The sequence below is a fragment of the Bacillus sp. M13(2017) genome (genome assembly GCF_002218325.1).
GTDB classification, from domain to species: Bacteria; Bacillota; Bacilli; order Bacillales; family Bacillaceae_G; genus Bacillus_A; species Bacillus_A thuringiensis_K.
Genome location: NZ_KZ268500.1, coordinates 657776 through 683758 on the forward strand (window position 1 = coordinate 657776; position 25983 = coordinate 683758).

A 25983-nucleotide genomic window follows, 5' to 3' on the forward strand; every position below is an offset into this window, starting at 1 on the left:
TTTCGTTATTTTCCAAAGTATTGATTTTACTGCATTTTGAATACGTTTTCATTATTGGTAAGACCACTTTTAAAAGTTGGCACGGTATTTGCTTTATAAATGGACGAGGGACGACGGAAAGGGTTGATTACAAAATATGAAGTTAGAATACTTAATTGATCAAGCAGGACAGCCTAAAAAAACTGTGGCTGTAGCAGTAGCTGAAGATCATGAAGTAATTGAAGCTGTAGCGAAAGCAATTAAATTACAGCTAGCTCAATTTCGTCTATATGGAAATCAAGAAAAAATAATGGGGATGCTACAAGAACATGGTTTACAAACTTCAGAACATGTTGAAGTGATTGCAGCAATGTCTAGTGCTGAAGCTGCAGAACTTTCTGTTAAAGCTGTGAGAAATGGTGAAGCAGATGTGCTTATGAAGGGGAACATCCCAACAGCAAATATTTTGAAGGCTGTGTTAAACAAAGAGTGGGGCCTACGTAAAGGTAGCGTACTTTCACATGTAGCAGCATTTGAAGTTCAAAATTACGACCGTCTTATTTTCGTTACAGATGCAGCGATGAACATCGCACCTGACGTAACACAAAAAGCTGCTATTATACAAAATACTGTAGAAGTTGCCCAGGCAATAGGAATCGACTTGCCCAAAGTGGCACCAATCGCAGCAGTAGAAGTTGTGAATCCAGCGATGCAGGCGACAATTGATGCAGCGATGTTAACACAAATGAATCGCCGCGGACAAATTAAAGATTGTATCGTTGATGGACCACTTGCTTTAGATAATGCAGTATCACAAATTGCAGCAGAGCATAAAGGCATAGTAAGTGATGTAGCAGGTAAGGCAGATATTTTACTCGTCCCAACGATTGAAGCTGGAAATGTGCTATATAAATCACTCGTATACTTTGCGGATGCAAAAGTAGGAGCAATGATTGCTGGCGCAAAAGCACCGATTGTTTTAACATCTCGTGCTGATTCAGCAGAAACAAAAGTATATTCATTAGCATTGGCAGTTGCGACTGCTTCAAAATAAACCAAAAAGGGTAAAACATTAGGGGGAAACGACAATGACATTAGAAATCTTCGAATACTTAGAAAAATATGATTATGAGCAAGTAGTATTTTGTCAAGATAAAGAATCTGGTTTAAAAGCAATTATTGCAATTCATGATACAACACTTGGACCGGCTCTTGGTGGAACAAGAATGTGGACATATGATTCTGAAGAAGCGGCGATTGAAGATGCATTGCGTCTTGCAAAAGGGATGACATACAAAAACGCAGCAGCTGGTTTAAACTTAGGTGGTGCGAAAACAGTAATTATCGGTGATCCTCGTAAAGATAAGAGCGAAGCAATGTTCCGTGCACTAGGACGTTATATCCAAGGACTAAACGGACGTTACATTACAGCTGAAGATGTTGGTACAACAGTAGATGATATGGATATTATCCATGAAGAAACTGACTTTGTAACAGGTATCTCACCATCATTCGGTTCTTCTGGTAACCCATCTCCAGTAACTGCATACGGTGTTTACCGTGGTATGAAAGCAGCTGCAAAAGAAGCTTTCGGTACTGACAATTTAGAAGGAAAAGTAATTGCTGTTCAAGGCGTTGGTAACGTAGCATATCACCTATGCAAACATTTACACGCTGAAGGAGCAAAATTAATCGTTACAGATATTAATAAAGAAGCTGTACAACGTGCTGTAGAAGAATTCGGTGCATCAGCAGTTGAACCAAATGAAATTTACGGTGTTGAATGCGATATTTACGCACCATGTGCATTAGGCGCAACAGTTAATGATGAAACTATTCCACAACTTAAAGCAAAAGTAATCGCAGGTTCTGCAAATAACCAATTAAAAGAAAATCGTCACGGTGACATCATTCATGAAATGGGTATTGTATACGCACCAGATTATGTAATTAATGCAGGTGGCGTAATTAACGTAGCAGACGAATTATATGGATACAATAGAGAACGTGCACTAAAACGTGTTGAGTCTATTTATGACACAATTGCAAAAGTAATCGAAATTTCAAAACGCGATGGCATAGCAACTTATGTAGCGGCAGATCGTCTAGCTGAAGAGCGCATTGCAAGCTTGAAAAATTCTCGTAGCACTTACTTACGCAACGGTCACGATATTATTAGCCGTCGCTAATCATTCATATATAACTTTTACAAAAGGCGTGGTTACCTCTTATGAGGTTTCCGCTTCCTTTTGAATTTATTAGTGGAGGTAGCAACATTGTCTGTAAATCGAATTCTTGTTATTAACCCAGGTAGTACATCCACAAAAATTGGTGTTTTTGATAATGAAAGACCCGTTTTAGAAGAAACGATTCGTCATGACGTAGAACAGATTGGGAAATACAAGCGAATTATCGACCAATATGAGTTTCGAAAAGAAACGATTTTAGAAGTTCTACATTCTCATGGTATTAACATTTCAAAATTAAACGCTGTTTGTGGACGTGGTGGATTACTTCGTCCAATCGAAGGCGGTACGTATACAGTAAACGATGCGATGTTAGAAGATTTAAAAAATGGGTTTAGCGGTCATCACGCTTCAAACCTTGGAGGCATTTTAGCATATGAAATTGCTTCTGGATTAAACATTCCTGCATTTATTGTGGATCCTGTCGTTGTAGATGAGATGGAGCCAGTTGCTCGTATAAGTGGTATTGCTGGTATGGAACGTAAAAGTATCTTCCATGCATTAAATCAAAAAGCAGTTGCTCGTAAAGTAGCCGAACAGTTAAACCACAAATATGAGGATTTAAATTTATTAGTTACACATATGGGCGGTGGTATTACAGTTGGTGCTCATAAAAAAGGAAGAGTAATCGATGTGAATAACGGTTTAAACGGAGAAGGACCATTTAGTCCAGAGCGTGCTGGTACAGTACCAGTAGGGCAACTAGTAGAAATGTGTTTCTCTGGTGAGTATTACCGAGATGAAATGATTAAAAAGCTTGTCGGACAAGGTGGACTTGTAAGTTTAATCGGTACAAATGATGCGATTAAAGTAGAGAAAATGGTTGAAAAAGGTGATCCTGAAGCAACTCTTATTTATAAAGCAATGGCATATCAAGTTGCAAAAGAGATTGGCGGAGCTAGCGCTGTACTTCACGGGAAAATCGATGCAATCGTATTAACTGGTGGACTGGCATACAGTAAAATTCTTGTCGATGAAATAAAAGAGCGAGTGGACTGGATTGCAGATGTTATTGTACATCCAGGCGAAGATGAGTTAGAAGCGTTAGCAGAAGGAGCACTTCGTGTATTACGTGAAGAAGAAGCTCCAAAAGAATACGTTGTACGTGAAAAAGAAACGGTAGCTAGGGGTTGAGATAATGGCAAAAGAATATGATTTAGTCATCGTTGGCGGCGGTACTGGTGGATATGTTGCTGCAATTCGTGCATCACAACTAGGGTTAAAAACTGCACTAGTCGAAAAAGAAAATCTTGGTGGTACTTGTTTACACAAAGGATGTATCCCTAGTAAAGCTCTTTTACGTAGTGCGGAAGTATATGCAACTGCTAAAAAAAGCGAAGAGTTCGGAGTTATTGCAAGCAATGTAGAACTAAACTTTGCGAAAGTACAAGAGCGTAAAGAGAAGATTGTAACGCAGCTTCATAAAGGCGTTCAACACTTAATGAAACAAGGTAAAATTGATGTGTTTGAAGGTATTGGCCGTATTCTTGGCCCATCTATTTTCTCTCCGATGCCAGGGACAATTTCAGTTGAACTTGCAAGTGGAGAAGAGAATGAAATGTTAATTCCAAAAAATGTACTTATTGCAACAGGTTCTCGTCCAAATTCATTACCAGGTTTAGAATTAGACGGAGAGTACGTAATGTCTTCAGATCATGCTCTAAAAATGGAAACGCTTCCTAGTTCGATTATTATCGTTGGTGGCGGTGTAATCGGTATTGAGTGGGCATCTATGCTTGCTGACTTCGGTGTAGAAGTTACAGTATTAGAGTATGCGAAAACGATATTACCACTAGAAGATCAAGACGTCTCAAAAGAAATGCAACGTCTATTCAAGAAAAAAGGTATTAAAGTAGTAACTGGTGCAAAAGTATTACCAGAAACATTGGTAAAAGATAATGGAGTAACAATCCAAGCTGAACACAACGGTGAAAATAAAGAATTTAAAGCAGAAAAAATGCTTGTATCTGTAGGAAGACAAGCGAATACGCAAAATATTGGCTTAGAGAACACAGATATCGTTGTGGAAAAAGGATACATTCAAACAAATGAGTTTTATCAAACGAAAGAATCGCATATTTACGCAATTGGAGATGTAATCGGTGGCCTGCAACTTGCTCACGTTGCTTCTCATGAAGGAATTGCTGCAGTAGAACATATTGCAGGGAAAGAAGTTACACCAATTGATTACTCTATGGTATCAAAATGCGTATATAGCAGTCCAGAAGTTGCTTCTGTTGGCTTAACAGAACAAGAAGCGAAAGAAAAAGGCTATAAGTTAAAAGTAGGTAAGTTCTCATTCCGCGCAATCGGAAAAGCACTTGTATACGGAGAATCAGATGGTTTCGTAAAACTTGTAGTTGATGAAGAGACAAATGACATTCTTGGTGTTCATATGATTGGACCACATGTAACAGATATGATTTCTGAAGCTGGTCTTGCAAGAGTACTTGATGCAACACCTTGGGAAGTAGCACATACAATTCATCCGCATCCATCATTATCTGAGGCGATTGGTGAAGCAGCACTTGCTGTAGATGGAAGAGCGTTACACGCATAAAAATGTGGATTTAGGAGGTTATGAAAAATGGCAGAAGTAAAAGAAAAGCGCCATGAAGAGCTTGGCTTAAGTGATGAGCAAGTATTAGAAATGTTCCGTACGATGTTACTTGCACGTAAAATCGACGAACGTATGTGGTTATTAAACCGTGCTGGAAAAATTCCATTCGTAATTTCTTGTCAAGGACAAGAGGCTGCACAAGTTGGAGCGGCGTTCGCTCTTGATAGAGAGAAAGATTATGCATTACCATACTACCGTGATATGGGTGTTGTACTAGCATTTGGTATGACAGCTAAAGAGCTTATGTTGTCTGCTTTCGCGAAAGCTGGAGATCCAAACTCTGGTGGTCGTCAAATGCCTGGTCACTTCGGTCAAAAGAAAAATCGTATTGTCACAGGTTCATCTCCAGTAACAACGCAAGTACCACATGCAGTTGGTATTGCACTAGCTGGAAAAATGGAGAAGAAAGATTTAGTAACGTTCGTTACATTTGGAGAAGGTTCTTCAAACCAAGGTGACTTCCATGAAGGGGCAAACTTTGCTGGTGTACACAAACTACCTGTTATTTTTATGTGTGAAAATAACAAATATGCAATCTCTATTCCGGTTGAAAAACAATTAGCATGTAAAAACGTATCAGATCGTGCAATTGGTTATGGTATGCCTGGATATACAATAGACGGAAACGATCCGCTTGCAGTATATAAAGCTGTAAAAGAAGCAGCAGATCGCGGTCGTCGTGGTGAAGGCCCAACTTTAATTGAAACAGTATCATATCGTTTAACAGCACATTCTAGTGACGATGATGATCGTGTTTATCGTGATAAAGAAGAAGTAGAAGAAGCAAAGAAAAAAGATTCAATTATAACATTCGCGGCTTATTTAAAAGAAGCTGGTGTGTTAACTGAGGAATTGGAAAAACAAATGTTAGACGAAATTATGCATATCGTAAATGAAGCAACAGAATATGCAGAAAATGCTCCGTATGCAGCACCTGAAGATGCATTGAAGCACGTATACGCAGAATAGGGGGGGAACGTTTCATGGCTGTAATGTCTTATATTGATGCTATTACATTAGCAATGCGCGAAGAAATGGAACGCGATGAAAAAGTATTCGTTTTAGGAGAAGATGTTGGTAAAAAAGGTGGCGTATTTAAAGCGACACACGGTTTGTATGATCAATTTGGTGAAGATCGTGCGCTTGATGCACCGCTTGCAGAATCTGCAATTGCTGGGGTAGCAATTGGTGCAGCAATGTATGGTATGCGTCCAATCGCTGAAATGCAGTTTGCTGATTTCATCATGCCAGCAGTAAACCAAATTGTTTCTGAGGCAGCAAAAATTCGTTATCGTTCTAATAATGATTGGACTTGTCCAGTTACAATCCGTGCACCATTTGGTGGGGGTGTTCACGGTGCATTGTATCATTCACAATCTGTAGAAGCGATGTTTGCAAACCAGCCAGGTTTAAAAATCGTTATCCCTTCTACACCATATGATGCAAAAGGCTTATTAAAAGCAGCCATTCGTGATGAAGATCCAGTATTATTCTTCGAACATAAACGTGCATATCGTTTAATTAAAGGTGAAGTGCCGGAGGATGACTACGTATTACCAATCGGAAAAGCAGATGTAAAACGTGAAGGTGATGATATTACAGTTATCACGTACGGATTATGTGTTCATTTTGCTCTTCAAGCAGCTGAAAAGTTAGCACAAGATGGCATCTCTGCACACATTCTTGATTTACGTACTGTATATCCATTAGATAAAGAAGCAATCATTGAAGCAGCTTCTAAAACAGGTAAAGTTCTTCTTGTAACAGAAGACAATAAAGAAGGAAGCATTATGAGTGAAGTGGCAGCAATTATTGCTGAAAACTGTCTATTTGATTTAGATGCGCCAATCGCACGTCTTGCAGGTCCAGACGTTCCAGCAATGCCATATGCACCAACAATGGAAAAATTCTTTATGGTAAATCCAGATAAAGTTGAAAAAGCAATGCGTGAACTTGCGGAATTTTAATCGGGGGGACTATACATGGCTGTAGAAAATATTACAATGCCTCAGCTCGGGGAGAGCGTTACAGAGGGCACAATTAGTAAATGGCTCGTTAATGTTGGCGATCACGTAAACAAGTATGATCCGCTTGCAGAAGTAATGACTGATAAAGTAAATGCTGAAGTACCATCTTCTTTCACTGGTATTGTGAAAGAGTTAATCGCTGGTGAAGGTGATACGTTAGCTGTAGGTGAAGTAGTTTGTGTGATTCAAGTAGAAGGCGCAGACGAAGTAGCAGCAACAGCTGTTGAGGAAAAAACGAAAGAAGAACCAAAGGCAGCAGCAATTACGCCTGAAAAAGCACCGAAAGTAAAACAACCAACTGATGGAAAACCACGTTTTTCACCAGCTGTGTTAAAACTTGCGGGTGAGCATAACGTTGATTTAGATCTAGTAGAGGGTACGGGAGCAAACGGCCGTATCACTCGTAAAGATATTTTAAAGCTAGTGGAATCTGGAAATATTCCGCAAGCAGGTGCGGCGAAGAAAGAGGAAGCTGTAGCGGCAGTAGTAGAAGCTCGCCCAGCAGCACCAGTAGCGCAAAAAGTAGAAGCTGCGAAACCAGTTTCTGTACCTACAATGCCTGGAGATATCGAAATTCCAGTAACAGGTGTGCGTAAAGCAATCGCAGCAAACATGTTACGTAGTAAACACGAAGCACCACATGCTTGGATGATGATTGAAGTAGATGTGACAAACCTTGTGTCATACCGTAACTCAATTAAAGGCGACTTTAAGAAGCGTGAAGGCTTTAACTTAACGTTCTTTGCTTTCTTCGTAAAAGCAGTAGCACAAGCGTTAAAAGAGTATCCTCAAATTAATTCAATGTGGGCTGGCGATAAAATTGTTCAGAAGAAAGATATTAACCTTTCTATCGCTGTTGCAACAGAGGAAGAACTATTTGTACCAGTAATTAAGCAAGCGGACGAGAAAACAATTAAAGGTATCGCTCGTGAAATTACAGAACTTGCAGGAAAAGTACGTACGAAATCGTTAAAAGCAGACGAAATGCAAGGTGGAACATTTACAATTAATAACACAGGATCATTCGGTTCTGTTCAATCTATGGGTATTATTAATTACCCACAAGCGGCTATTTTACAAGTTGAATCAATTGTAAAACGCCCAGTAATTATGGATAACGGTATGTTCGGTGCTCGTGATATGGTTAACTTATGTTTATCACTTGATCACCGAGTACTTGATGGTTTAATTTGTGGTAAGTTCTTAGGACGTGTTAAAGAAATTTTGGAAAACATGTCAGAAAATAATACATCTGTATATTAATAAAAAGCTCGCTTATGCGAGCTTTTTATTATCTTATTTCTTCATCTACATCCTACTATATGTATAAATACCTTTCCCAGTAATCTTACAATAAACGATTATGTATTAGGAATTTACGAAAATACATTGCTGATATATGGTATATGGATATAAAATAAGAAAAGAATAATTTTTTTGGCAAATCTTACTGATGAAACTGTAGTATAATATATTGTATTGTATGAAAAAGAGAGTTATTCTATATAAGTGTTTTATAGATAATGTGTAATCAGTCGTCAAAACATGAAGAATGTTGACTCCTGGTTTTTTATTTTTGCCGTAACAATGTTTCAGGAGGATGTCATGAAAAGAAGTACCGAGTTTCTAAAAAGTTTAGATGTAAAATTAATTTTAATTTTGTGTGCACTATGTGTGACGAGTATAGCTGCTATATATAGCAGTCAGCAAACTGGCCAATATGGGGCTGAGAATTTTGCTTTGAAACAAGGTATTAACTACATAATTGGAATTGTAATGTTACTTCTTGTTGCAAGTGTTGATTCAGATCAGCTACAAAAATTATCATGGCCATTGTATATTGCAACGTTTTTGTCAATTATTCTACTAAAAATATTACCGGTTTCAACCTTTACACCGGAGATACTAGGAGCAAAAAGATGGTTTAGATTTCCACTAATTGGATCTATTCAGCCGTCAGAGTTTTTCAAAATTGCACTGGTTATGTTAGTAGCAAATTTAGCCGTAAAGCATAATGCACAGCATATGGTTCGAACATTTAAAACAGACTTAATATTAGTAGGAAAGATTATGCTAGTATCTATTCCTCCTACGGCAATTGTATATAGCCAACCGGATACAGGTATGGTGTTCTTATATGCTGCTGCTATTGCATGTATTTTATTTATGTCAGGTATTCAGAAGAAATTGATAGCAATATGCACAGTTATTCCGGTGACGATATTATCTGTGTTAATGTTTATTTACTTTAAGTATCAGGATTTTTTCTATAATAATTTAGTTACATTACTAAAACCTCACCAACAGTCACGTATTTTAGGTTGGTTGGACCCATTTGAACATACAGATCAAGGCTATCAAACACAGCAATCGATTCTAGCTGTAGGTAGTGGAGGTATGGAAGGTAAAGGATACGGTGGAGGAAGCGTCTATATCCCAGAGAAGCATACTGACTTTATTTTCGCTACAATTGCCGAAGAAGGTGGATTTATCGTAGCAGCGTTAGTTGTCTTCTTGTTCCTGTTGCTACTATATCGAACAATTATTATTGGTTATTCCGCTGATAATTTATTTGGTACATTATTATGCGCTGGATCTATCGGTATATTAACAGTTCAAATATTCCAAAACATCGGTATGATCGTTGGGTTAATGCCTGTAAAAGGTATTGCATTACCTTTCTTATCGTATGGGGGAAGTTCCTTATTCTCGAATATGATTATGATGGGGCTCATACTATCGGTACGGAAAACTTATAAAAAATATATGTTTTCAGTTAAGTAAAAAAAGCTGGTTCGTTTTTAAACGAACCAGCTTTTTTTACATATATGCTCATAAACGTTGCAAACTAAAACAGGATAGCAGTTTGAGACGGGTAAGGAGTGCAAAGTGATGCATATGCATATATTTGAAGGAGCACGGCATCTTTCTAATAGTGAATGGGTTATTCGGGCTATTATAGCATACATATTTTTAATATTAGTTGCGAAAGCGATGGGCAAAGGTCTATCGCACAACTTCGTTTTTTAGATGTTGTATTAGTGTTATTACTTGGCGGGAATATTTCTAATGCAGTTTTTGATGAAAAGGTCGGATTACTTGGTTCAATGAGTACAATTTGTATACTAGTTGTACTTCATATTGTAAGCTCTATTTTAATGTTGAAATGGGATAGATGGAGACGGTTTTTAAAGCCTGCACCGATTATTCTTATACATAATGGTTCCATTGATTGTAGCAATTTGAAAAAGGCGAGAATTACCGTGGAATATTTGTTTTCGGAACTTCGTATGCGAAATGTGAGCGATATTCAAACGATTAAATTAGCATTATGGGAAGCGAACGGTGTCGTTTCTATATTTCGGTATCCAGAATATGAAGCAGTTTCGCGGCTTGATCTTAAAGTGGCGGGAAAAAAATCTCCAGTTTCTTTTGTATTAGTAAAGGATGGGAGGATACAGAAAGATGTTCTTGCATTATTAGGAAAAACAGAAGCGTGGGCGAGAGAATTTATAGAGGAGAGTACAGAAGTCGAATCTATTATGTTAGCTACAATAGATGAATCACATAAAATAAATATTTTGTTAAAAAAATGAAAGATATACGCATTTTGTCGTTTCGTACATATGATACAATAGTGTGGACAACGAAAAAGGAGGCGATACGGTGGGATATGTAGAAGAATTACGAAAAATAGTTGGTCATCGCCCTTTAATTTTAGTTGGTGCTGTTGTACTCGTTATAAATGAAAATGGATATGTTTTATTACAGCAGCGGACAGAGCCGTACGGAAAATGGGGGCTACCTGGCGGGCTAATGGAGCTTAGTGAATCACCAGAAGAAACAGCTTATCGTGAAGTATATGAAGAGACAGGAATAAAAGTGAAGAATTTGCGACTAATCAATGTATTTTCTGGAGCGAACTACTTTACAAAATTAGCAAACGGTGATGAATTTCAATCTGTAACAACCGCCTATTATACGGATGAATACGAAGGGGATTTTGTTATGAATAAAGAAGAAGCAGTTCAGCTTAAATTCTTTTCACTAACAGAACTACCTGACTATATTGTAGGATCGCATAAAAAAATGATTGCTGAATATATGAAGATTATGGAAAAAAAGATATAATAATAGTGAAAGAAATACAAAAACACAGCTCTGGTTGGTAGTCCAGACGCATGATTTCATGTCAGTAACCTTCCCCTCCGGGATGTCCCGTATTTCTAATCTTTTAAAGGAGGGGCTGTCAATGGATTTGACAGTATATCACGATGGTCAATTTTTTGTTGGAATTATTACATGTAAAGAAAAAGGGAAATTGTATGGAGCGAGGTATATTTTTGGAGCGGAACCGTCAGATGAAGAAGTGCTTATGTTTGTGAATGGTTCAATTTTAGAGCATTTTCAGCACTTTGCAAAATGTGGTGTAGAAGTTAATGAAAAACAGCGTCCTAAAAACATAAAGCGTATCATACGACAAGCAGCAAAAGAAACAACTATTAAACGTTTTACTAAGGCGCAAGAGGCGATTAGTTTATCTTATGAATTGCATAAGCAAGAAAAGAAAGTGCAGTCTAAAGAGAAGCGAGAAGCTGAAAAAGAAAGAAGACGTTTAATTAAAGTACAAAAAGCAAAGCAAAAACATCGTGGTCATTAAAGAAAAGGTGTTAGAGCAAGAGCTCTAACACCTTTTCTATACTTAAATACAAGTAAACTTACTTGTATTTCATAAACATTAACTGGTAAGATACAAATAGGTAGTTTTAGAGGAGGGAAAAGAGTGATTAATTTTAACTTTTTTATGAATGATGTTGTCCGCCAAGCGCGTGAAGAGATTGTCTCTGCTGGATATACAGAATTGACGACGCCAGAAGCGGTAGAAGAAGCATTTAAAAGAAATGGAACAACACTTGTAATGGTAAACTCTGTATGTGGTTGTGCAGGTGGTATTGCTCGTCCTGCTGCTGCGCATTCCGTACATTATGATAAACGTCCTAACCACCTTGTAACGGTGTTTGCAGGTCAAGATAAAGAAGCGACAGCAAGAGCGCGTGAATATTTCGAAGGGTACCCACCTTCTTCTCCATCATTTGCTTTATTAAAAGATGGAAAAATTGTAACGATGGTAGAGCGTCATGAAATTGAAGGTCATGAACCGATGCAAGTTATTGCGAAACTACAATCGTATTTCGAAGAGAATTGTGAAGAACTATAAAAAATAAGAGAAAAAGCGGCACATCCACAATCAAGTGGATGTGCCGCTTTTTTATTTATTATTAAAATTTCTGAGATATGCATAGTTATGTTGTTTTATGCATTTTTTTATACATAATAAACATCGTTTGTATTGCTGTTTTATTTATTTTTATTTTATATATTGCATAAAAATAAAAGTGCTGATACAATACAAACATCGAATAAATATTCTATTAAACTTTTAAATATACATTATTAGGGGGAAGAAAGATGAAGAAGTTAGTATCAATATCGTTTGCACTTATTTTAATTGTAAGTATATTCAGCGCTTGTAGTAATGGGGAGTCGAAAGAAACAAAAGGAAATAAGAAAGTACTCGTAATGGGGACTTCAGCGGATTATAAACCATATGAATACGTGGAAGCTTCAAAAAGTGATGAAATTATTGGTTTTGATGTTGATGTTGCTAAATATATCGGAAAAGAACTTGGGTATGAAGTGAAAGTGAAAGATATGGATTTTGGTGGTTTATTAGCATCTCTTAGTTCAGGAAAAGTTGATTTCGTAATGGCAGGCATGACGCCAACTGCAGAGCGTAAAAATAACGTTGATTTTACAGATATTTATTTTGTTGCGAAAAATATGGTCGTTTCTAAAAAGGATTCTAACATTAAATCTGTAGAGGATTTAAAAGGGAAAAAAGTAGGAGTACAAACAGGGTCTATTCAAGAAGAGAAAGCAGCCGAATTTAAAAAACAAGTAGATTTCCAAGTTGAGGGACGTGACCGTATACCAGAAATCGTACAAGAAATTAAAGCTGGTCGTTTTGAGGCTGCAATTATAGAAGACACAGTTGCTAAAAATTATTTAGAGAAAATGAAAGATTTACAAGGAATTGAAATTAAAGAAGCACCAGAAGAAGTTGGAGCAGCAATTGCCCTTCCGAAAAACAGTGATAAAACAGCTGAATTTAATAAAGTAATTAAAAAAATGCAAGAAAATGGAGAAATGGATAAATTAGTGAAGAAATGGTTTGGCAGCGGAAAATAAGCTGCCTTTCACTTTTCTGTGAGGGGAATGAAAAGAATGAATTTAGATTTTTCGGCGATTACGCCTTCGATACCATATATACTAAAAGGTTTAGAAGTTACTTTGAAAATTGTAGCGGTATCAGCTTTAGCAGGATTTATTTTAGGAACGCTATTAGCACTTTGTAAAATTGTTAGAATACGAGCATTAAATATAGCAGCAGATTTTTATACATCAATTTTTCGTGGTACACCACTTGTATTGCAATTAATGATTATTTATTTCGGTGTCCCACAAATAATTGGTTATGAAATACCAGCATTCTTAGCAGCTGTACTTGCGTTTAGCTTGAATTCAGGTGCATACATGTCAGAAGTAATTCGTGCTGGTATTCAAGCGGTTGATAAAGGACAAACAGAAGCAGCAATGGCTTTAGGGATACCATACGGAAAAATGATGAGAAATATTATTTTCCCTCAAGCATTAAAAAATATATTACCAGCGCTTGTGAATGAATTTGCGACACTTACGAAAGAATCGGCTGTAGTAACAGTAATAGGCGCGACTGATTTAATGCGTCGTGCTTACATTGTAGGCGGTGAGACATTTAAATATCTTGAACCATTACTTTTTGTTGGACTGATTTATTATATGTTAGTCATTATTCTTACATTAGTCGGGAAGGCAATTGAAGGGAGAATGAAGAAAAGTGATTAAAATTGAAAACCTTCATAAATCATTTGGTAAAAACGAAGTATTAAAAGGAATTACAACAACGATTGAAAAAGGGGAAGTAGTTGCAATTATAGGACCTTCTGGATCAGGAAAATCAACATTTTTACGTTGTATGAATATGTTAGAAGCACCAACGGATGGTCACATTTGGATTGGAACGGAAGAAGTAACCAATCCGAAAACGAATGTTATGCATGTTCGTGAAAATGTCGGTATGGTATTTCAGCATTTTCACTTATTTCCTCATATGACTGTATTAGAAAATATTACGTATGCTCCTATCAATGTAAGAGGGGTAACGAAGCAAGAAGCTGAAAAGAAAGCTGAGAAACTTTTAGAAAAGGTTGGATTAGTAGATAAAAAAGATACGTATCCAAATCGTCTTTCGGGAGGACAAAAGCAACGTGTAGCAATTGCAAGAGCGTTAGCAATGGAACCGGAAGTTATGTTATTTGATGAACCGACATCGGCGCTAGATCCAGAGATGGTGAAAGAAGTGTTAGAAGTTATGAAATCGTTAGTTACGACAGGAATGACGATGGCTATCGTTACACATGAAATGGGTTTTGCAAAAGAAGTGGCAGATCGTGTTCTTTTCTTGGACGGAGGAAAGCTTGTAGAAGATAGTGCGCCAGAAGAATTTTTTGCAGCGCCGAAAAGTGAACGTGCGCAACAATTTTTACAAAAAATATTGTAATATGAAAAGGTTATGTGAATAATAAGTAGAAAAGGATGACATTGTGTCATCCTTTTTTTATACTAGCTGTAAATACGTTTATACATATAGGAGTAATGATATGTTTAAAATTGGATATCGTACAGTAAAAACAGCAATAGGGACAGGCGCGGCAGTTTTTATTGCTCAGTTATTAGGGTTAGAATTTTATAGTTCAGCAGGTATTTTAGTTATTTTATGTGTACAAAATACGAAGCGCAAATCGCTTCAAGTGTCGTTACATCGTTTTCTAGCGTGTGTATTATCAATGGTATTCGCGTTTTGTATTTTTGAAACGATAGGCTATACACCACTTGCAATTAGCATATTGTTACTTACATTTATTCCGACTGCAGTAATGCTTAAAATTCAAGAAGGTATTGTCACGAGTTCAGTTATTGTTATGCATCTATATTCATTGAAGCAAATTACATGGCTTATAGTTGGAAATGAAATTGCTATATTAACGATAGGGATTAGCGTGGCGTTATTAGTAAATATGTATATGCCGAGTAGTGAAAATAAGCTAAAAGAGTATCAGGATAAAATAGAGAGTAATTTTAAAACGATTTTGTTTGAAATGGTTGTGTATTTACGAAATCGAGAAAGTAGTTGGAGTGGAGCAGAACTCATTGAAACCGAGAATATGTTAAATGAAGCAAGGGATTTATCGTTTAAAAAACTTGAGAATGCATTTATGCGAGAAGATGATTATTACTATCGTTATTTTAATATGCGCATGCAACAATTCGAAATTTTAGAGCGAATGATACCACTAGCAGCTTCTTTATCGTGGACATATGAACAAGCTGACATGATTGCAGATGTTGTTGAAAACATTGGTAATGCTATTAGCCCTGAGAGTACTGGCGTTATTTCCTTAAGGCAGCTTCAAGAAATGAGGGAATTATTTAGAGACATGCCATTGCCAGTTACACGCGAAGAATTTGAGATACGTGCGAAACTTGTTCAACTTGTGTATGAAATGGAACAATATTTACTCATTAAAAGTCGCTTTAAGGGAAAGGATAATATAAAAGAACTTATATAGAAGGTAGGAATTATCTATGCCGTATCTTCTCTCTATCATATTATGTCTTTCTTTATCGCCGATTTGGCCTCTTGGGGATAATCCACGTGCCGGAGATCCTTTTATTATTGTAAATAAAGCAACGAATAAATTAGCTTACATTGACGATGGAAAGATTCAAAAGGTTTTTCCAGTAGCGACAGGGAAAACGAATGAATTAACTCCAGAAGGAACTTTTGATGTTGTAATGAAAGCAAAGGATCCGTATTACATTGCGAAGGATATTCCAGGTGGATCGCCAAAAAATCCACTTGGGTCAAGGTGGATTGGATTTAATGCAAGAGGAACTGATGGAAGTAAATATGGAATACATGGAACAAACCAACCGAGTTCAATTGGAAAGTATATTTCACAAGGGTGTATAAGAATGAAGAAAAACGATGTGGAATATTTGTTTGATCGCATTCCAATTGGAACGAAAGTATGGATTGTGAAATCGAAAAAATCATTTCAGCAATTGGCAAAAGAAAAAGGAGCCGTTGCATATGAAAAAGCCAACGAAAAGGTTGGCTTTTTCTATTATAATAAGTTGTCTTGACATGTGTACATAACCGTGCGTTAATGAGAGTATAGAAAGATAAAATTAGATAAAGGGGTTGCTCATATGTACTTGAATCCGAAACTTTCATATATGCAGTTTTTTATGGGATTTCTATTTGTTATTACATTCATATTGGCAACTTTTAATATATGTTCTTATCTTGTAGCGATTGTATGTATGGCATTACTTAATCTCACTTTTGTTATTGGGGCATTTCAGCAGAAACAATATACAAGTTTTGTAATAGCACTTGTAATGTCATTTTCCTTTAGTATTGTAGCGATTGTGTTTTATATAAAATAAACCATCTCGATGTCGAGATGGTTTATTTTTTCATGTGTAAAAAGTAAAAAAAGGACGAACACATCGCCCTTTTTACCAAAACATACTCGCGCCAGCAAGTAATGTTGTTACAAGCATAGAAATTAGCATCACATAAACCATAATTTTTTGAGCTTTTTTATGCATCGTTATACCTCCTTGCAAATCAGTACAATTTCATTGTAACGAGAAATGAAATTATGGACAAGAGGAGAGTGAGGACAAAATTCGGGAGGGGATTGCAAAATATAACAGGAAATTTGAGTGTGTATAGAGAATATAGTTAAAGGGTATATTGTTAATTTTTAGTTGGGCAAGCTGAAGAATGGAGATACGATGATGAAAATATACGAAACAGATCGTTTATACTTAAGGGAAATTGATGAGTCGTATGCTGAAACAGTTCTTCAATATTACGACAGAAATCGTGAATTTTTAAAAGCTTGGGAAGAGTATAGACCGGATGATTTTTTTACGCTAGATTATCAAAAGAAAAAATTGCAAAAGGATAGAAAAGAGTTCGAAGAAGGGAAAATCATCAGACTATGGATTTTTAAAAAGGGTGATGATACGAAAATAATTGGGTGTATTTCATTTAATTTAATCGTTCGTGGCATTTATCAATCTTGTGTACTCAGTTATAAATTAGATAAAGCAGAGTTAAACAAAGGGTATACGACAGAAGCACTTAGAAAAGCGATTCAAGTTGCTTTTGAGGAATTTCAGTTACATCGTATAGAAGCTCCGATTATGCCTCGTAATTTAGCATCTATACAAGTAGTAACGAAGATAGGTTTTCAATATGAAGGCGTGTCTAGGAAGATGTTAATGGTAAATGGTGTGTGGGAAGATCATATGCGCTGGGTATTGTTAAATGAGTAATAGAAAGCAGATGGTTATCTAGACATGTAAACCATCTGTTTTTTGTCTTGTATTTCGAAACTTTTGCGAAATTCTGTTATAATTAATAGTGTTACATACATAATGGTAGTGCAGGAGGCGCAGTCTTATGATTAATCAAGAACGTTTAGTAAATGAATTTATGGAATTAGTACAAGTAGATTCTGAAACGAAATTTGAAGCAGAAATCTGCACAGTATTAACGAAGAAATTTACAGATTTAGGTGTAGAAGTATTTGAAGATGACACAATGGCTGTAACTGGTCATGGTGCAGGTAACTTAATTTGTACTTTACCAGCAACAAAAGAGGGTGTTGATACAATTTACTTTACTTCTCATATGGATACAGTAGTTCCTGGTAATGGAATTAAGCCTTCTATTAAAGATGGATATATCGTATCAGACGGTACAACAATTTTAGGTGCGGATGATAAAGCTGGATTAGCATCAATGTTCGAAGCAATCCGTGTTTTAAAAGAGAAAAATATCCCTCATGGTAAAATTGAATTTATTATTACAGTCGGAGAAGAATCAGGTCTTGTTGGTGCAAAAGCATTAGACCGTGAGCGTATTACAGCGAAATATGGCTACGCATTAGATAGCGATGGAAAAGTTGGTGAAATCGTTGTTGCAGCTCCAACACAAGCGAAAGTGAACGCAATTATTCGCGGGAAAACAGCTCACGCTGGTGTAGCGCCGGAGAAAGGTGTATCTGCAATTACTATCGCAGCGAAAGCAATTGCGAAGATGCCACTTGGTCGCATTGACTCTGAAACGACTGCAAATATTGGACGTTTTGAAGGTGGTACACAAACGAATATCGTTTGCGATCATGTACAAATCTTTGCAGAAGCTCGTTCTTTAATCAATGAGAAAATGGAAGCACAAGTTGCGAAAATGAAAGAAGCATTTGAAACAACTGCAAAAGAAATGGGCGGTCATGCAGACGTTGAAGTAAACGTTATGTACCCAGGATTTAAATTTGCTGATGGCGATCACGTTGTAGAAGTCGCAAAACGTGCAGCTGAAAAAATTGGTCGTACACCTTCTCTTCACCAAAGTGGTGGCGGAAGTGATGCAAACGTAATTGCAGGACATGGTATCCCAACAGTTAACTTAGCAGTTGGTTATGAAGAAATTCATACAACAAACGAGAAGATTCCTGTTGAAGAGTTAGCAAAAACAGCAGAATTAGTTGTTGCAATTATTGAAGAAGTAGCGAAGTAATGGAATAGAAAAAGCGTGTAAATCAATTGTGATTTACACGCTTTTTATTTTGACTCGATTGCTTTGACAAAACGTATAAGCCAATATAAGAAAACCTATGGAAGTATATACGTTGTTGCTACATATACTAGACGAGGGAATAATCCTAACGTATTCATATTGAAAATGGGAAGTAGTAAATAATTAATTGCAATGATTAATATAACAAAAAGGAATGTATAGTTGAGTTTATCCCGCTATTTGCCGGGCAGTAACACCCCTACCTCAAAATTCAGCGAAAGTAAAAAAGTTAGGTGGGGCCCTGCTGCCCGTAAAGGCCCGATTGGTGAGGGCTGATTAAACTTTCACTTTATTATATAGCCTCTTTATATCGACTATAAAAAAGAACAAGTAATTATTATAACTATTGTGCAAAATTTGATATAATAAAAGAACGAACGTTCTGATTAGGAGTGAGTACTATGCGAGAAATGTATCCGAAAAATGGTCGTGTAATTTTACATGTAGATATGAATTGTTTTTTCGCATCTGTTGAAATTGCTCATGATCCATCATTACAAGGAAAGCCATTAGCGGTTGCTGGAAATGAAAAAGAGAGAAAAGGAATTATTATAACATGTAGTTATGAGGCGAGAGAATACGGAATACGTACGACGATGCCCCTTTGGGAAGCGAAAAGGTTATGCCCGCAATTAGTTGTAAGGCGTCCTAATTTCACATTATATCGCGAAGCTTCATTTCAAATGTTTCAAGTCATTTCTCGTTTTACAGAAAAGATACAACCAGTCTCAATAGATGAAGGATATTTAGATATTACAGATTGCTACGCACTTGGTTCGCCTCTTGAAATAGCAAAGATGATTCAACAAGCACTACTAACAGAGTTGCAGCTTCCGTGTAGTATCGGAATCGCTCCAAATCTTTTCCTAGCAAAAACAGCTTCTGATATGAAAAAACCTCTCGGTATTACCGTACTTCGAAAACGTGATATTCCAGAAATGATTTGGCCACTTCCAGTTGAAGCAATGCATGGGATTGGAGAAAAAACAGCTGAAAAATTAAATGAAATTCATATACATACAATTGAACAATTAGCGAAGGGAGACGAGCATATCATTCGCGCTAAAATTGGGAAGCACGGTATTGATTTACAAAAGCGTGCAAAAGGTACGGATGATAGGGAAGTGGATCCGAGTCAAATGGGCCAACATAAAAGTGTCGGTAACTCGATGACTTTTTCAAAGGATATGGATGAAGAGAAAGAATTACTTGATATGTTAGAACGGTTATCAAAATCAGTGAGTAAAAGATTACAAAAGCGAACCCTTGTCAGCTATAATATTCAAATTATGATTAAATACCATGATAGGCGAACAGTAACACGGAGTAAGCAATTGAAAAATGCAATTTGGGAGGAACGTGATATTTTTCAAGCAGCATCCCGTTTATGGAAGCAACATTGGGATGGTGATTCCGTTCGTTTACTAGGTGTTACAGCTACTGAAATAGAGTGGAAGACAGAATCGGTGAAACAATTAGATTTGTTTTCATTTGAAGAGGATGCGAAAAAAGAACCACTACTTGCTGTCATTGATCAAATTAATGATAAGTATGGAACACCAATTTTACAACGAGGTAGTCAACTACTACGTAAGCAAGAGAAGTCGTTTCAACAAAAGTTAGAAAATAAGTTTATGTAGAAGGTGTCATGAAGTAGTAAAATCATGACACCTTTCCTATTATACAGGCACCAAGTGATGAGAATGGAATATAAATCCCGATTGCCATAATAAGCATGAATGTAATTAAGAGCCAGCTTACTTTGTTTACACCTTTATCAAAGCTTGTTTCTACACGCTTTCCAATTACCTTATTTGCTAAAGAGCGGAAATACGTATCGGTACTTGTTGAGATGCCAACAGCTTTTGCGCTACCACTTACAATATTTGTTCCCATGAAGCAAAGGTTTTCCGTATCGAGTGGATTGTAATTTTTTTCATGTTTTTCGGTAAGATATGCTTATTTTCTGTATGGTAGCAGTGTTCGTATTTTTCTACAGGAAGTGCTTCCCCTGTCAAAGAAGATTGATTAAAAAATAAATCTTTAATTGAAAATCAAAAATGGTTGTTTAATGAGCAGGAAGATTTATGTTCTCATGGAGAAATATATTTAAATGTGGCTGGAACGATTATTAAGCGGACAGGTATGGATGAGGAATGGGGAATAAGTGAATCAGCTTTAGCTTTGTTACGAACTTTAGATAAAGAATATATTTGTGATATTGAAAATGAAGAGGGGCTTATTTTGCACGGATGTGGCACTATGTTAATGTTAGGCTGCCGAATTTCAATTCATTGGACTATAAACCATATAGGTGAAAACGTGAGTTTAAAAGACTTTGTCAAAGTTATTTCTACTAATCAAAAGGCTATATACTATGAAGGACTTCATATAGAATTGAATGAAAATGAATATAGAAAACAAATTGTTTCTTTTGCACTACAAGCAAAAGAATTATTTAATAAATCAAGTGAAAAGATAATTTCAAATGAGTTTGAGCGAAGTATGTATACCGACTTTTGGACGGAATATGATTATTTGTTAAATAAGTATAAATAAAAAAAGCACTGTAACTAGTGCTTTTTTTATTATAGATTACGAGATTGTAGGGTTTTCAAAAATAACAATCTCTGAACTGTTTGTAGTTGAAACGCGTTGGGCGTAATATGTTAAAGCTGAAGAAATATATGCTGGTAACGTATCATTTGTATGTGATGTTGTATATTCATGGATTAATTCCTTTAAAGTTGTCCATTCTAATTGTGCTGGGTGATCAGACACGAAAGAACTTACCCAGCGATCAAATGAAGATGAAAAATCAGTTTGTAAACGAAATACTTCTTTCATAATAAAACGCTCCCTTAAAATGTAGTATAATTATTTTAACACAAAAAACGAACGATAGCTAAATTTTTTAAGTATAACGTTCGTGTTATATAGTTGTCTAGATGTTTCGTTATGTAAATTCAATTTGCCATTTGAAATAACATTCCGTAAGATGAGAGATAGAGTATATTTAGAGCTGGAGGAAAGAAAGTGGAATTTGTATTTTTAGGAACTGGTGCAGGTGTTCCTTCAAAAGGAAGGAACGTTTCAGCAATTGCTTTACAATTGTTAGAAGAACGAGGACAAACTTGGTTATTTGATTGTGGTGAGGCCACGCAACATCAAATATTACATACATCTGTACGTCCGCGCCGCATTGAAAAAATATTTATTACGCATTTACATGGCGATCATATTTTTGGGTTGCCTGGTTTATTAGGTAGCCGTTCATTTCAAGGAGGAACTACGCCTTTAACGGTGTATGGACCGAAAGGAATTAAACAATTTATTGAAGTGGCATTATCGGTAAGTACGACGCATGTGAAATATCCACTTGAAGTTGTGGAGATAACAGAAGAAGGTACCGTATTTGAAGATAATGAATTTTATGTAGAAACGAAAAGATTGTCACACGGTATAGAATGCTTTGGATATCGTATTGTAGAGAAAGATATACAAGGTGCTCTTTTAGTTGATAAGTTGCTTGAGATGGGTGTGAAACCAGGTCCAATCTTTAAACGTTTAAAAGATGGTGAAGTAGTTGAATTAGAGGATGGCACGATATTAAATGGAAATGAGTTTATCGGCCCACCTCAAAAAGGAAGAATTATTACTATCTTAGGTGATACGCGATATTGCGAAGCGAGTAGGGAGCTTGCGCAAGATGCAGATGTACTTGTCCATGAAGCGACTTTCGCAGCAGAAGATGAGCAACAAGCGTATGATTATTTTCATTCTACATCTAAGCAAGCTGCGAGCATTGCACTTCAGGCAAATGCGAAGCGACTAATATTAACTCACATTAGTTCTCGCTATCAAGGAGATACATATAAGGAATTATTGAAAGAGGCTAGAGAGTTGTTTTCTAATACAGAAATAGCGACAGATTTGAAATCATTCCCAGTAGAAAAATGATAATTTCGTAAAAAATGGTAACGGCGGGTTACCATTTTTTTATGTCTAAAAAAATTTAAAAATAAAACTGTTATTATTTTATACTTATACTTGGATGATACAGAAAATTAGGATGGTTTGAATATATAGGATAAAAATACGAAATAATGATTATTTAGAAAAACTGTTATATAAGTCAGATGACATACAAGTGATACAAATAGCAGAAATGGACTTTTATTCAGAACTTTTAAAATTCAACAAAAGTAAGCGTTTTATAAAAAACAAGCTATAATGAGGGCAGATTATAATTTATGATAAGTCACATGTATTTTAGTCATTATCGTAACAAGTGAAGTTGACTAAATCATGAGAGAGTAACACGAGAATTATAATAGGAAAGATATTACTATTATTTGTCATAAGTCTTTTTCACTTTTTAGCTAAACGATATGATTAGCAAGTGTATCTATTGCGAGTTCCTTAGTAGAAGCTTTTTATTAATAAGGTGGTGGAGATTTAATTGGTACACCACTCTTTAAAAGAGTTCAGAACATCAGCAGGTAGTATAGGCGGAATAGCGGGTGCAAATTTAGTTGCATTAGCAATGGTTATATCACTTGTTTATGCTATGCTTCCAATGGCTTCTGTGTTAAACTTTGGATTGCTACCAGACTTTATTGTGGATTATCTTATATCATTTTTTAATAAAAATAATACTAAGATTCTTATGTATTATGATAACTGGTATTATTTCAGGTTATATTGGATTACTTTTATTCAAAACTATCCAATTCGTACAGCAGAACAAATTCGTGGTACAACTGGAAAAGCGACAGATGTAGCAGCTTAATAGAATAGTAGAATAAATTTTTTTCATAGAGGTTTAGGGGGAGTTATGATGAAGTATCGCTCAGTATTTGATATTATCGGTCCAGTTATGATTGGACCATCAAGTTCACATACAGCAGGCGCAGCAAGAATGGGGCAAGTTGCTCGCCAGCTGTTTCGTCATGAACCAGAAAGAGTAAGCATTTCGTTATATGGATCATTTGCAAAGACGTATCGAGGGCATGGTACGGATGTAGCACTAATCGGTGGAATATTAGGATTTGAAACAGATGACTTACGTATTCCAGAGGCGCTAGAAATAGCAAAAGAGCGCGAAATTGAAGTGGAATTCATTGAAGAAGATGCCAATGCACCTCACCCAAATACAGCGAGAATTCGTTTGTATAAAGGTGAAGATGAAATTGAAGTTGTTGCTTGCTCAATTGGTGGCGGTAAAATTGAAGTTGTAGAATTAAACGGATTCGATCTTCAATTATCAGGCACGAGCCCAGCACTACTTATTGTAAATAACGATCGCTTCGGTGCTATTGCAGCGGTAGCTTCAATCCTTGCGAAACATGAGATTAACATTAGTACAATGAGTGTTTCTCGTAAAGAAAAAGGAAGAAGAGCACTTATGGTCATTGAAACAGATGAATTATTAGCAGATGAAGTAATTGAAGAAATAAAAGCGCAACAAAATATTTGTCAAGTAACTATTATGGAATAATTGCAGGGGGGACACACCATGTTTCGGAACGCAGCGGAACTAGTGGCGCAAGCTAAAGAACAAAATGTAAAAATCGCAGAAATTATGATTCAATGTGAAATGGAAACAAGAAGTATTTCACGTGAAGAAGTAATTGCTGGTATGGAAAAGAACTTAGTAGTGATGGAGCAAGCAGTAGAACGTGGTATTCGCGGCGTGAAATCACCAACTGGTTTAACTGGTGGAGATGCTGTAAAAGTTCAAGCGTATATGAAGAGCGGAAAAGGCTTATCAGGAGATACGATTTTGGACGCAGTAAGCAAAGCTGTTGCAACAAATGAAGTAAACGCGGCGATGGGAATTATTTGTGCAACACCAACAGCAGGGTCTGCTGGAACAGTGCCAGGTGTACTATTTGCACTAAGAGAAAAATTGCAGCCTACACGTGAAGAAATGATTGAATTCTTATTTACAGCAGGAGCTTTCGGTATGGTTGTTGCGAATAACGCTTGTATTTCTGGTGCAGCGGGAGGATGCCAAGCTGAAGTTGGTTCAGCAAGTGGAATGGCGGCTGCAGCTGCAGTTGAGATGGCTGGTGGAACACAAGATCAAGCAGCTACAGCGATGGCAATTTCATTAAAGAACATGCTTGGTTTAGTGTGTGATCCTGTTGCAGGACTTGTAGAAGTACCTTGTGTAAAACGTAATGCAGCAGGAGCTGCAAATGCGATGATTTCAGCAGATTTAGCATTAGCTGGTGTAACGAGTACAATTCCATGTGATGAAGTAATTGAGGCAATGTTTAGAATCGGACAAACGATGCCAGTAGCACTTCGTGAAACAGCAGAAGGTGGACTTGCAGCAACGCCAACTGGTCGTCGCCTGCAAGAAGAGATTTTTGGGAAGAACAATAACTAAGTGTAATTATAGAAAAAGGAGCTCAAATAAACTTGAGCTCCTTTTTCTATTTTTCTTTTGTTAGTTGTTCTAATGTTTTTCCAAGGTTATGTGATCGTTTCGTTGCCTGTGTAATACAAGAAATAAGTGCTTGTTGAAATTTATGTTCTTGTAATACTTCAATACCTGCTTCGGTAGTTCCACCAGGAGAAGTAATTTCCTTTCGCAAAATAGAAGGGTGTTTGTCACTTGCTTTTAGCATTTCAGCAGCACCAATCATCGTTTGAAGAATAAGTGATTTTGCAACATCTTCTTTTAAACCAATATTTTTTGCAGCTTCTTCCATAGCTTCCACTACGTAATAAATATAAGCAGGTCCACTTCCGGATAATGCAGTGACAGCATGCATATCTTCTTCCTCTACAACAGAGACGAGACCAATCGTTTCAAATAAAGATGTTGCAGTGCGAATATGCTCCGCTGTTACATGTTTTGAAGGGGAGATAGCGGTAGCTGATTTTAAAATGGCTGCGGATGTATTTGGCATTGCACGAATAATTGGAATGTCTTTTTGAAGTAGTTTTCTAATTGAGTCAGTAGAAACACCTGCTAGTAATGAAATAATAAGCACGTTATTATTTATGTATTCTTTAAAAGGGGTAAGCGCCTCTGCAACATCCTTTGGTTTCATTGCTAGAAAAAGAATATTTGCATCAGTAAGTAATTCTTTTTTATTATGAGTACCTTTGACACCGTATTTTTTATGTAGCTCTTGTAATCTTGTCTCGTTAGAACGATTACTTACAGTAATTTGTTCACCTTTAACGACATTTGCATGTAACAAGCCACCAATAATAGCTTCGGCAATAGAGCCTGCACCGAGAAAGGAAATGTTTTGAATAGACATGATGTTCCTC

The 25983-nt window shown here is 36.5% G+C and carries 28 protein-coding genes and 2 pseudogenes; 26 read left to right on the plus strand and 4 right to left on the minus strand.

What is annotated here, in order from left to right; translation table 11 throughout:
- The first annotated feature begins 136 nt into the window (after nucleotides 1-136).
- The 18 genes and pseudogenes from yqiS to CGQ22_RS03900 all read left to right on the plus strand — a co-directional run bounded on the left by yqiS (nucleotide 137) and on the right by CGQ22_RS03900 (nucleotide 16484).
- A complete protein-coding gene (gene yqiS, locus CGQ22_RS03810) occupies nucleotides 137-1033 on the plus strand; it encodes a phosphate butyryltransferase (protein WP_000764680.1) in 897 nt (298 codons plus the stop codon).
- A gap of 34 nt (nucleotides 1034-1067) precedes the next feature.
- On the plus strand, nucleotides 1068-2168 hold the full coding sequence (locus CGQ22_RS03815; RefSeq protein ID WP_000171357.1) for a leucine dehydrogenase: 1101 nt from the start codon (nucleotides 1068-1070) through the stop codon (nucleotides 2166-2168).
- An 87-nt stretch (nucleotides 2169-2255) separates the two neighbouring features.
- Nucleotides 2256-3359 (plus strand): butyrate kinase, encoded by a 1104-nt coding sequence (gene buk, locus CGQ22_RS03820; protein ID WP_000115780.1) that lies wholly within the window; start codon nucleotides 2256-2258, stop codon nucleotides 3357-3359.
- A gap of 4 nt (nucleotides 3360-3363) precedes the next feature.
- On the plus strand, nucleotides 3364-4785 hold the full coding sequence (gene lpdA, locus CGQ22_RS03825) for a dihydrolipoyl dehydrogenase (protein ID WP_001051289.1): 1422 nt from the start codon (nucleotides 3364-3366) through the stop codon (nucleotides 4783-4785).
- Between the two features lie 27 nt (nucleotides 4786-4812).
- Nucleotides 4813-5814, plus strand: coding sequence for a 3-methyl-2-oxobutanoate dehydrogenase subunit alpha (gene bfmBAA / locus CGQ22_RS03830; protein ID WP_000852550.1), 1002 nt, complete (start codon nucleotides 4813-4815; stop codon nucleotides 5812-5814).
- 14 nt (nucleotides 5815-5828) lie between these two features.
- Nucleotides 5829-6812 (plus strand): 3-methyl-2-oxobutanoate dehydrogenase subunit beta, encoded by a 984-nt coding sequence (gene bfmBAB, locus CGQ22_RS03835; protein ID WP_000290071.1) that lies wholly within the window; start codon nucleotides 5829-5831, stop codon nucleotides 6810-6812.
- A gap of 15 nt (nucleotides 6813-6827) precedes the next feature.
- On the plus strand, nucleotides 6828-8135 hold the full coding sequence (locus CGQ22_RS03840; RefSeq protein ID WP_000257643.1) for a dihydrolipoamide acetyltransferase family protein: 1308 nt from the start codon (nucleotides 6828-6830) through the stop codon (nucleotides 8133-8135).
- A gap of 342 nt (nucleotides 8136-8477) precedes the next feature.
- Complete coding sequence (locus CGQ22_RS03850) at nucleotides 8478-9656, plus strand: FtsW/RodA/SpoVE family cell cycle protein (RefSeq protein ID WP_000831183.1); 1179 nt, start codon at nucleotides 8478-8480, stop codon at nucleotides 9654-9656.
- A 108-nt stretch (nucleotides 9657-9764) separates the two neighbouring features.
- Nucleotides 9765-10468 (plus strand): annotated as a pseudogene (locus CGQ22_RS03855) (DUF421 domain-containing protein).
- Nucleotides 10469-10538: 70 nt separating this feature from the next.
- A complete protein-coding gene (locus CGQ22_RS03860) occupies nucleotides 10539-11003 on the plus strand; it encodes an NUDIX hydrolase (RefSeq protein WP_000542550.1) in 465 nt (154 codons plus the stop codon).
- A gap of 121 nt (nucleotides 11004-11124) precedes the next feature.
- Complete coding sequence (locus CGQ22_RS03865) at nucleotides 11125-11532, plus strand: YjdF family protein (protein ID WP_000366582.1); 408 nt, start codon at nucleotides 11125-11127, stop codon at nucleotides 11530-11532.
- A 144-nt stretch (nucleotides 11533-11676) separates the two neighbouring features.
- Nucleotides 11677-12090, plus strand: coding sequence for a BrxA/BrxB family bacilliredoxin (locus CGQ22_RS03870; RefSeq protein WP_001979317.1), 414 nt, complete (start codon nucleotides 11677-11679; stop codon nucleotides 12088-12090).
- A gap of 251 nt (nucleotides 12091-12341) precedes the next feature.
- A complete protein-coding gene (locus tag CGQ22_RS03875; RefSeq protein WP_000737679.1) occupies nucleotides 12342-13121 on the plus strand; it encodes a transporter substrate-binding domain-containing protein in 780 nt (259 codons plus the stop codon).
- A 36-nt stretch (nucleotides 13122-13157) separates the two neighbouring features.
- The gene (locus tag CGQ22_RS03880) at nucleotides 13158-13817 is read left to right on the plus strand and encodes an amino acid ABC transporter permease (RefSeq protein WP_001046920.1); all 660 of its coding nucleotides are present in this window, start codon (nucleotides 13158-13160) and stop codon (nucleotides 13815-13817) included.
- A complete protein-coding gene (locus CGQ22_RS03885) occupies nucleotides 13810-14532 on the plus strand; it encodes an amino acid ABC transporter ATP-binding protein (RefSeq protein WP_000590204.1) in 723 nt (240 codons plus the stop codon). Before CGQ22_RS03880 ends, CGQ22_RS03885 begins: the two co-directional genes overlap by 8 nt.
- 100 nt (nucleotides 14533-14632) lie before the next feature.
- Nucleotides 14633-15601, plus strand: coding sequence for an aromatic acid exporter family protein (locus tag CGQ22_RS03890; protein ID WP_000472672.1), 969 nt, complete (start codon nucleotides 14633-14635; stop codon nucleotides 15599-15601).
- Between the two features lie 16 nt (nucleotides 15602-15617).
- Nucleotides 15618-16178, plus strand: coding sequence for a L,D-transpeptidase (locus CGQ22_RS03895; protein ID WP_001146566.1), 561 nt, complete (start codon nucleotides 15618-15620; stop codon nucleotides 16176-16178).
- A 66-nt stretch (nucleotides 16179-16244) separates the two neighbouring features.
- Nucleotides 16245-16484 carry a DUF3894 domain-containing protein gene (locus tag CGQ22_RS03900; protein WP_000281167.1) on the plus strand — a complete coding sequence of 80 codons (240 nt, stop codon included), beginning with the start codon at nucleotides 16245-16247 and terminating at the stop codon, nucleotides 16482-16484.
- Nucleotides 16485-16556: 72 nt separating this feature from the next.
- On the opposite strand, the gene prli42 is transcribed toward CGQ22_RS03900, so the two are convergent.
- Nucleotides 16557-16649, minus strand: a complete 93-nt coding sequence (gene prli42 / locus CGQ22_RS31815; RefSeq protein WP_000549037.1) for a stressosome-associated protein Prli42 — start codon at nucleotides 16647-16649, stop codon at nucleotides 16557-16559.
- A gap of 189 nt (nucleotides 16650-16838) precedes the next feature.
- On the opposite strand from prli42, the gene CGQ22_RS03910 reads away from it, so the two are divergent.
- From CGQ22_RS03910 to CGQ22_RS03920, 3 genes are all read left to right on the plus strand, one after another.
- Entirely contained in the window at nucleotides 16839-17384 is a 546-nt protein-coding gene (locus CGQ22_RS03910; protein ID WP_033672813.1) for a GNAT family N-acetyltransferase, read from the plus strand.
- A gap of 127 nt (nucleotides 17385-17511) precedes the next feature.
- Entirely contained in the window at nucleotides 17512-18630 is a 1119-nt protein-coding gene (locus CGQ22_RS03915; protein ID WP_000609824.1) for a tripeptidase T, read from the plus strand.
- Between the two features lie 461 nt (nucleotides 18631-19091).
- Nucleotides 19092-20330 (plus strand): DNA polymerase IV, encoded by a 1239-nt coding sequence (locus tag CGQ22_RS03920; protein WP_001208853.1) that lies wholly within the window; start codon nucleotides 19092-19094, stop codon nucleotides 20328-20330.
- An 82-nt stretch (nucleotides 20331-20412) separates the two neighbouring features.
- On the opposite strand, the pseudogene CGQ22_RS31310 reads toward CGQ22_RS03920, so the two are convergent.
- A pseudogene (locus CGQ22_RS31310) lies at nucleotides 20413-20741 on the minus strand (P-type ATPase actuator domain-containing protein); the annotation flags it as partial.
- On the opposite strand from CGQ22_RS31310, the gene CGQ22_RS03930 reads away from it, so the two are divergent.
- Nucleotides 20737-21249: a hypothetical protein gene (locus tag CGQ22_RS03930; protein WP_089148291.1), complete on the plus strand. Its 513-nt coding sequence runs from the start codon at nucleotides 20737-20739 to the stop codon at nucleotides 21247-21249. The pseudogene CGQ22_RS31310 and the gene CGQ22_RS03930 overlap by 5 nt on opposite strands.
- 36 nt (nucleotides 21250-21285) lie before the next feature.
- On the opposite strand, the gene CGQ22_RS03935 is transcribed toward CGQ22_RS03930, so the two are convergent.
- Entirely contained in the window at nucleotides 21286-21537 is a 252-nt protein-coding gene (locus tag CGQ22_RS03935) for a DUF3932 family protein (RefSeq protein WP_000665709.1), read from the minus strand.
- A gap of 189 nt (nucleotides 21538-21726) precedes the next feature.
- On the opposite strand from CGQ22_RS03935, the gene rnz reads away from it, so the two are divergent.
- From rnz to sdaAA, 4 genes are all read left to right on the plus strand, one after another.
- Nucleotides 21727-22650 (plus strand): ribonuclease Z, encoded by a 924-nt coding sequence (gene rnz, locus CGQ22_RS03940; RefSeq protein ID WP_000397455.1) that lies wholly within the window; start codon nucleotides 21727-21729, stop codon nucleotides 22648-22650.
- Between the two features lie 502 nt (nucleotides 22651-23152).
- Nucleotides 23153-23482, plus strand: coding sequence for a hypothetical protein (locus tag CGQ22_RS32330; RefSeq protein WP_002164171.1), 330 nt, complete (start codon nucleotides 23153-23155; stop codon nucleotides 23480-23482).
- Between the two features lie 48 nt (nucleotides 23483-23530).
- Nucleotides 23531-24190 (plus strand): L-serine ammonia-lyase, iron-sulfur-dependent subunit beta, encoded by a 660-nt coding sequence (gene sdaAB, locus CGQ22_RS03955; RefSeq protein WP_000877445.1) that lies wholly within the window; start codon nucleotides 23531-23533, stop codon nucleotides 24188-24190.
- An 18-nt stretch (nucleotides 24191-24208) separates the two neighbouring features.
- Nucleotides 24209-25087 (plus strand): L-serine ammonia-lyase, iron-sulfur-dependent, subunit alpha, encoded by an 879-nt coding sequence (gene sdaAA / locus CGQ22_RS03960; RefSeq protein WP_000489461.1) that lies wholly within the window; start codon nucleotides 24209-24211, stop codon nucleotides 25085-25087.
- Nucleotides 25088-25133: 46 nt separating this feature from the next.
- On the opposite strand, the gene proI is transcribed toward sdaAA, so the two are convergent.
- Entirely contained in the window at nucleotides 25134-25973 is an 840-nt protein-coding gene (gene proI / locus CGQ22_RS03965; RefSeq protein ID WP_074593459.1) for a pyrroline-5-carboxylate reductase ProI, read from the minus strand.
- Nucleotides 25974-25983 lie beyond the last annotated feature (10 nt).

Bases quoted from the DNA above. Each gene is read 5' to 3' on its own strand.
- bfmBAA (WP_000852550.1), top strand. From the start codon at position 4,813: ATGGCAGAAGTAAAAGAAAAGCGCCATGAAGAGCTTGGCTTAAGTGAT.
- CGQ22_RS03910 (WP_033672813.1), top strand. From the start codon at position 16,839: ATGATGAAAATATACGAAACAGATCGTTTATACTTAAGGGAAATTGAT.
- CGQ22_RS03840 (WP_000257643.1), top strand. From the start codon at position 6,828: ATGGCTGTAGAAAATATTACAATGCCTCAGCTCGGGGAGAGCGTTACA.
- proI (WP_074593459.1), bottom strand. From the start codon at position 25,973: ATGTCTATTCAAAACATTTCCTTTCTCGGTGCAGGCTCTATTGCCGAA.
- sdaAB (WP_000877445.1), top strand. From the start codon at position 23,531: ATGAAGTATCGCTCAGTATTTGATATTATCGGTCCAGTTATGATTGGA.
- sdaAA (WP_000489461.1), top strand. From the start codon at position 24,209: ATGTTTCGGAACGCAGCGGAACTAGTGGCGCAAGCTAAAGAACAAAAT.
- lpdA (WP_001051289.1), top strand. From the start codon at position 3,364: ATGGCAAAAGAATATGATTTAGTCATCGTTGGCGGCGGTACTGGTGGA.
- CGQ22_RS03935 (WP_000665709.1), bottom strand. From the start codon at position 21,537: ATGAAAGAAGTATTTCGTTTACAAACTGATTTTTCATCTTCATTTGAT.
- CGQ22_RS03895 (WP_001146566.1), top strand. From the start codon at position 15,618: ATGCCGTATCTTCTCTCTATCATATTATGTCTTTCTTTATCGCCGATT.
- CGQ22_RS03920 (WP_001208853.1), top strand. From the start codon at position 19,092: ATGCGAGAAATGTATCCGAAAAATGGTCGTGTAATTTTACATGTAGAT.
- CGQ22_RS03815 (WP_000171357.1), top strand. From the start codon at position 1,068: ATGACATTAGAAATCTTCGAATACTTAGAAAAATATGATTATGAGCAA.
- CGQ22_RS03865 (WP_000366582.1), top strand. From the start codon at position 11,125: ATGGATTTGACAGTATATCACGATGGTCAATTTTTTGTTGGAATTATT.
- CGQ22_RS03880 (WP_001046920.1), top strand. From the start codon at position 13,158: ATGAATTTAGATTTTTCGGCGATTACGCCTTCGATACCATATATACTA.
- CGQ22_RS03875 (WP_000737679.1), top strand. From the start codon at position 12,342: ATGAAGAAGTTAGTATCAATATCGTTTGCACTTATTTTAATTGTAAGT.
- bfmBAB (WP_000290071.1), top strand. From the start codon at position 5,829: ATGGCTGTAATGTCTTATATTGATGCTATTACATTAGCAATGCGCGAA.
- yqiS (WP_000764680.1), top strand. From the start codon at position 137: ATGAAGTTAGAATACTTAATTGATCAAGCAGGACAGCCTAAAAAAACT.
- prli42 (WP_000549037.1), bottom strand. From the start codon at position 16,649: ATGCATAAAAAAGCTCAAAAAATTATGGTTTATGTGATGCTAATTTCT.
- CGQ22_RS03850 (WP_000831183.1), top strand. From the start codon at position 8,478: ATGAAAAGAAGTACCGAGTTTCTAAAAAGTTTAGATGTAAAATTAATT.
- CGQ22_RS03890 (WP_000472672.1), top strand. From the start codon at position 14,633: ATGTTTAAAATTGGATATCGTACAGTAAAAACAGCAATAGGGACAGGC.
- CGQ22_RS03900 (WP_000281167.1), top strand. From the start codon at position 16,245: ATGTACTTGAATCCGAAACTTTCATATATGCAGTTTTTTATGGGATTT.
- CGQ22_RS03870 (WP_001979317.1), top strand. From the start codon at position 11,677: ATGAATGATGTTGTCCGCCAAGCGCGTGAAGAGATTGTCTCTGCTGGA.
- CGQ22_RS03915 (WP_000609824.1), top strand. From the start codon at position 17,512: ATGATTAATCAAGAACGTTTAGTAAATGAATTTATGGAATTAGTACAA.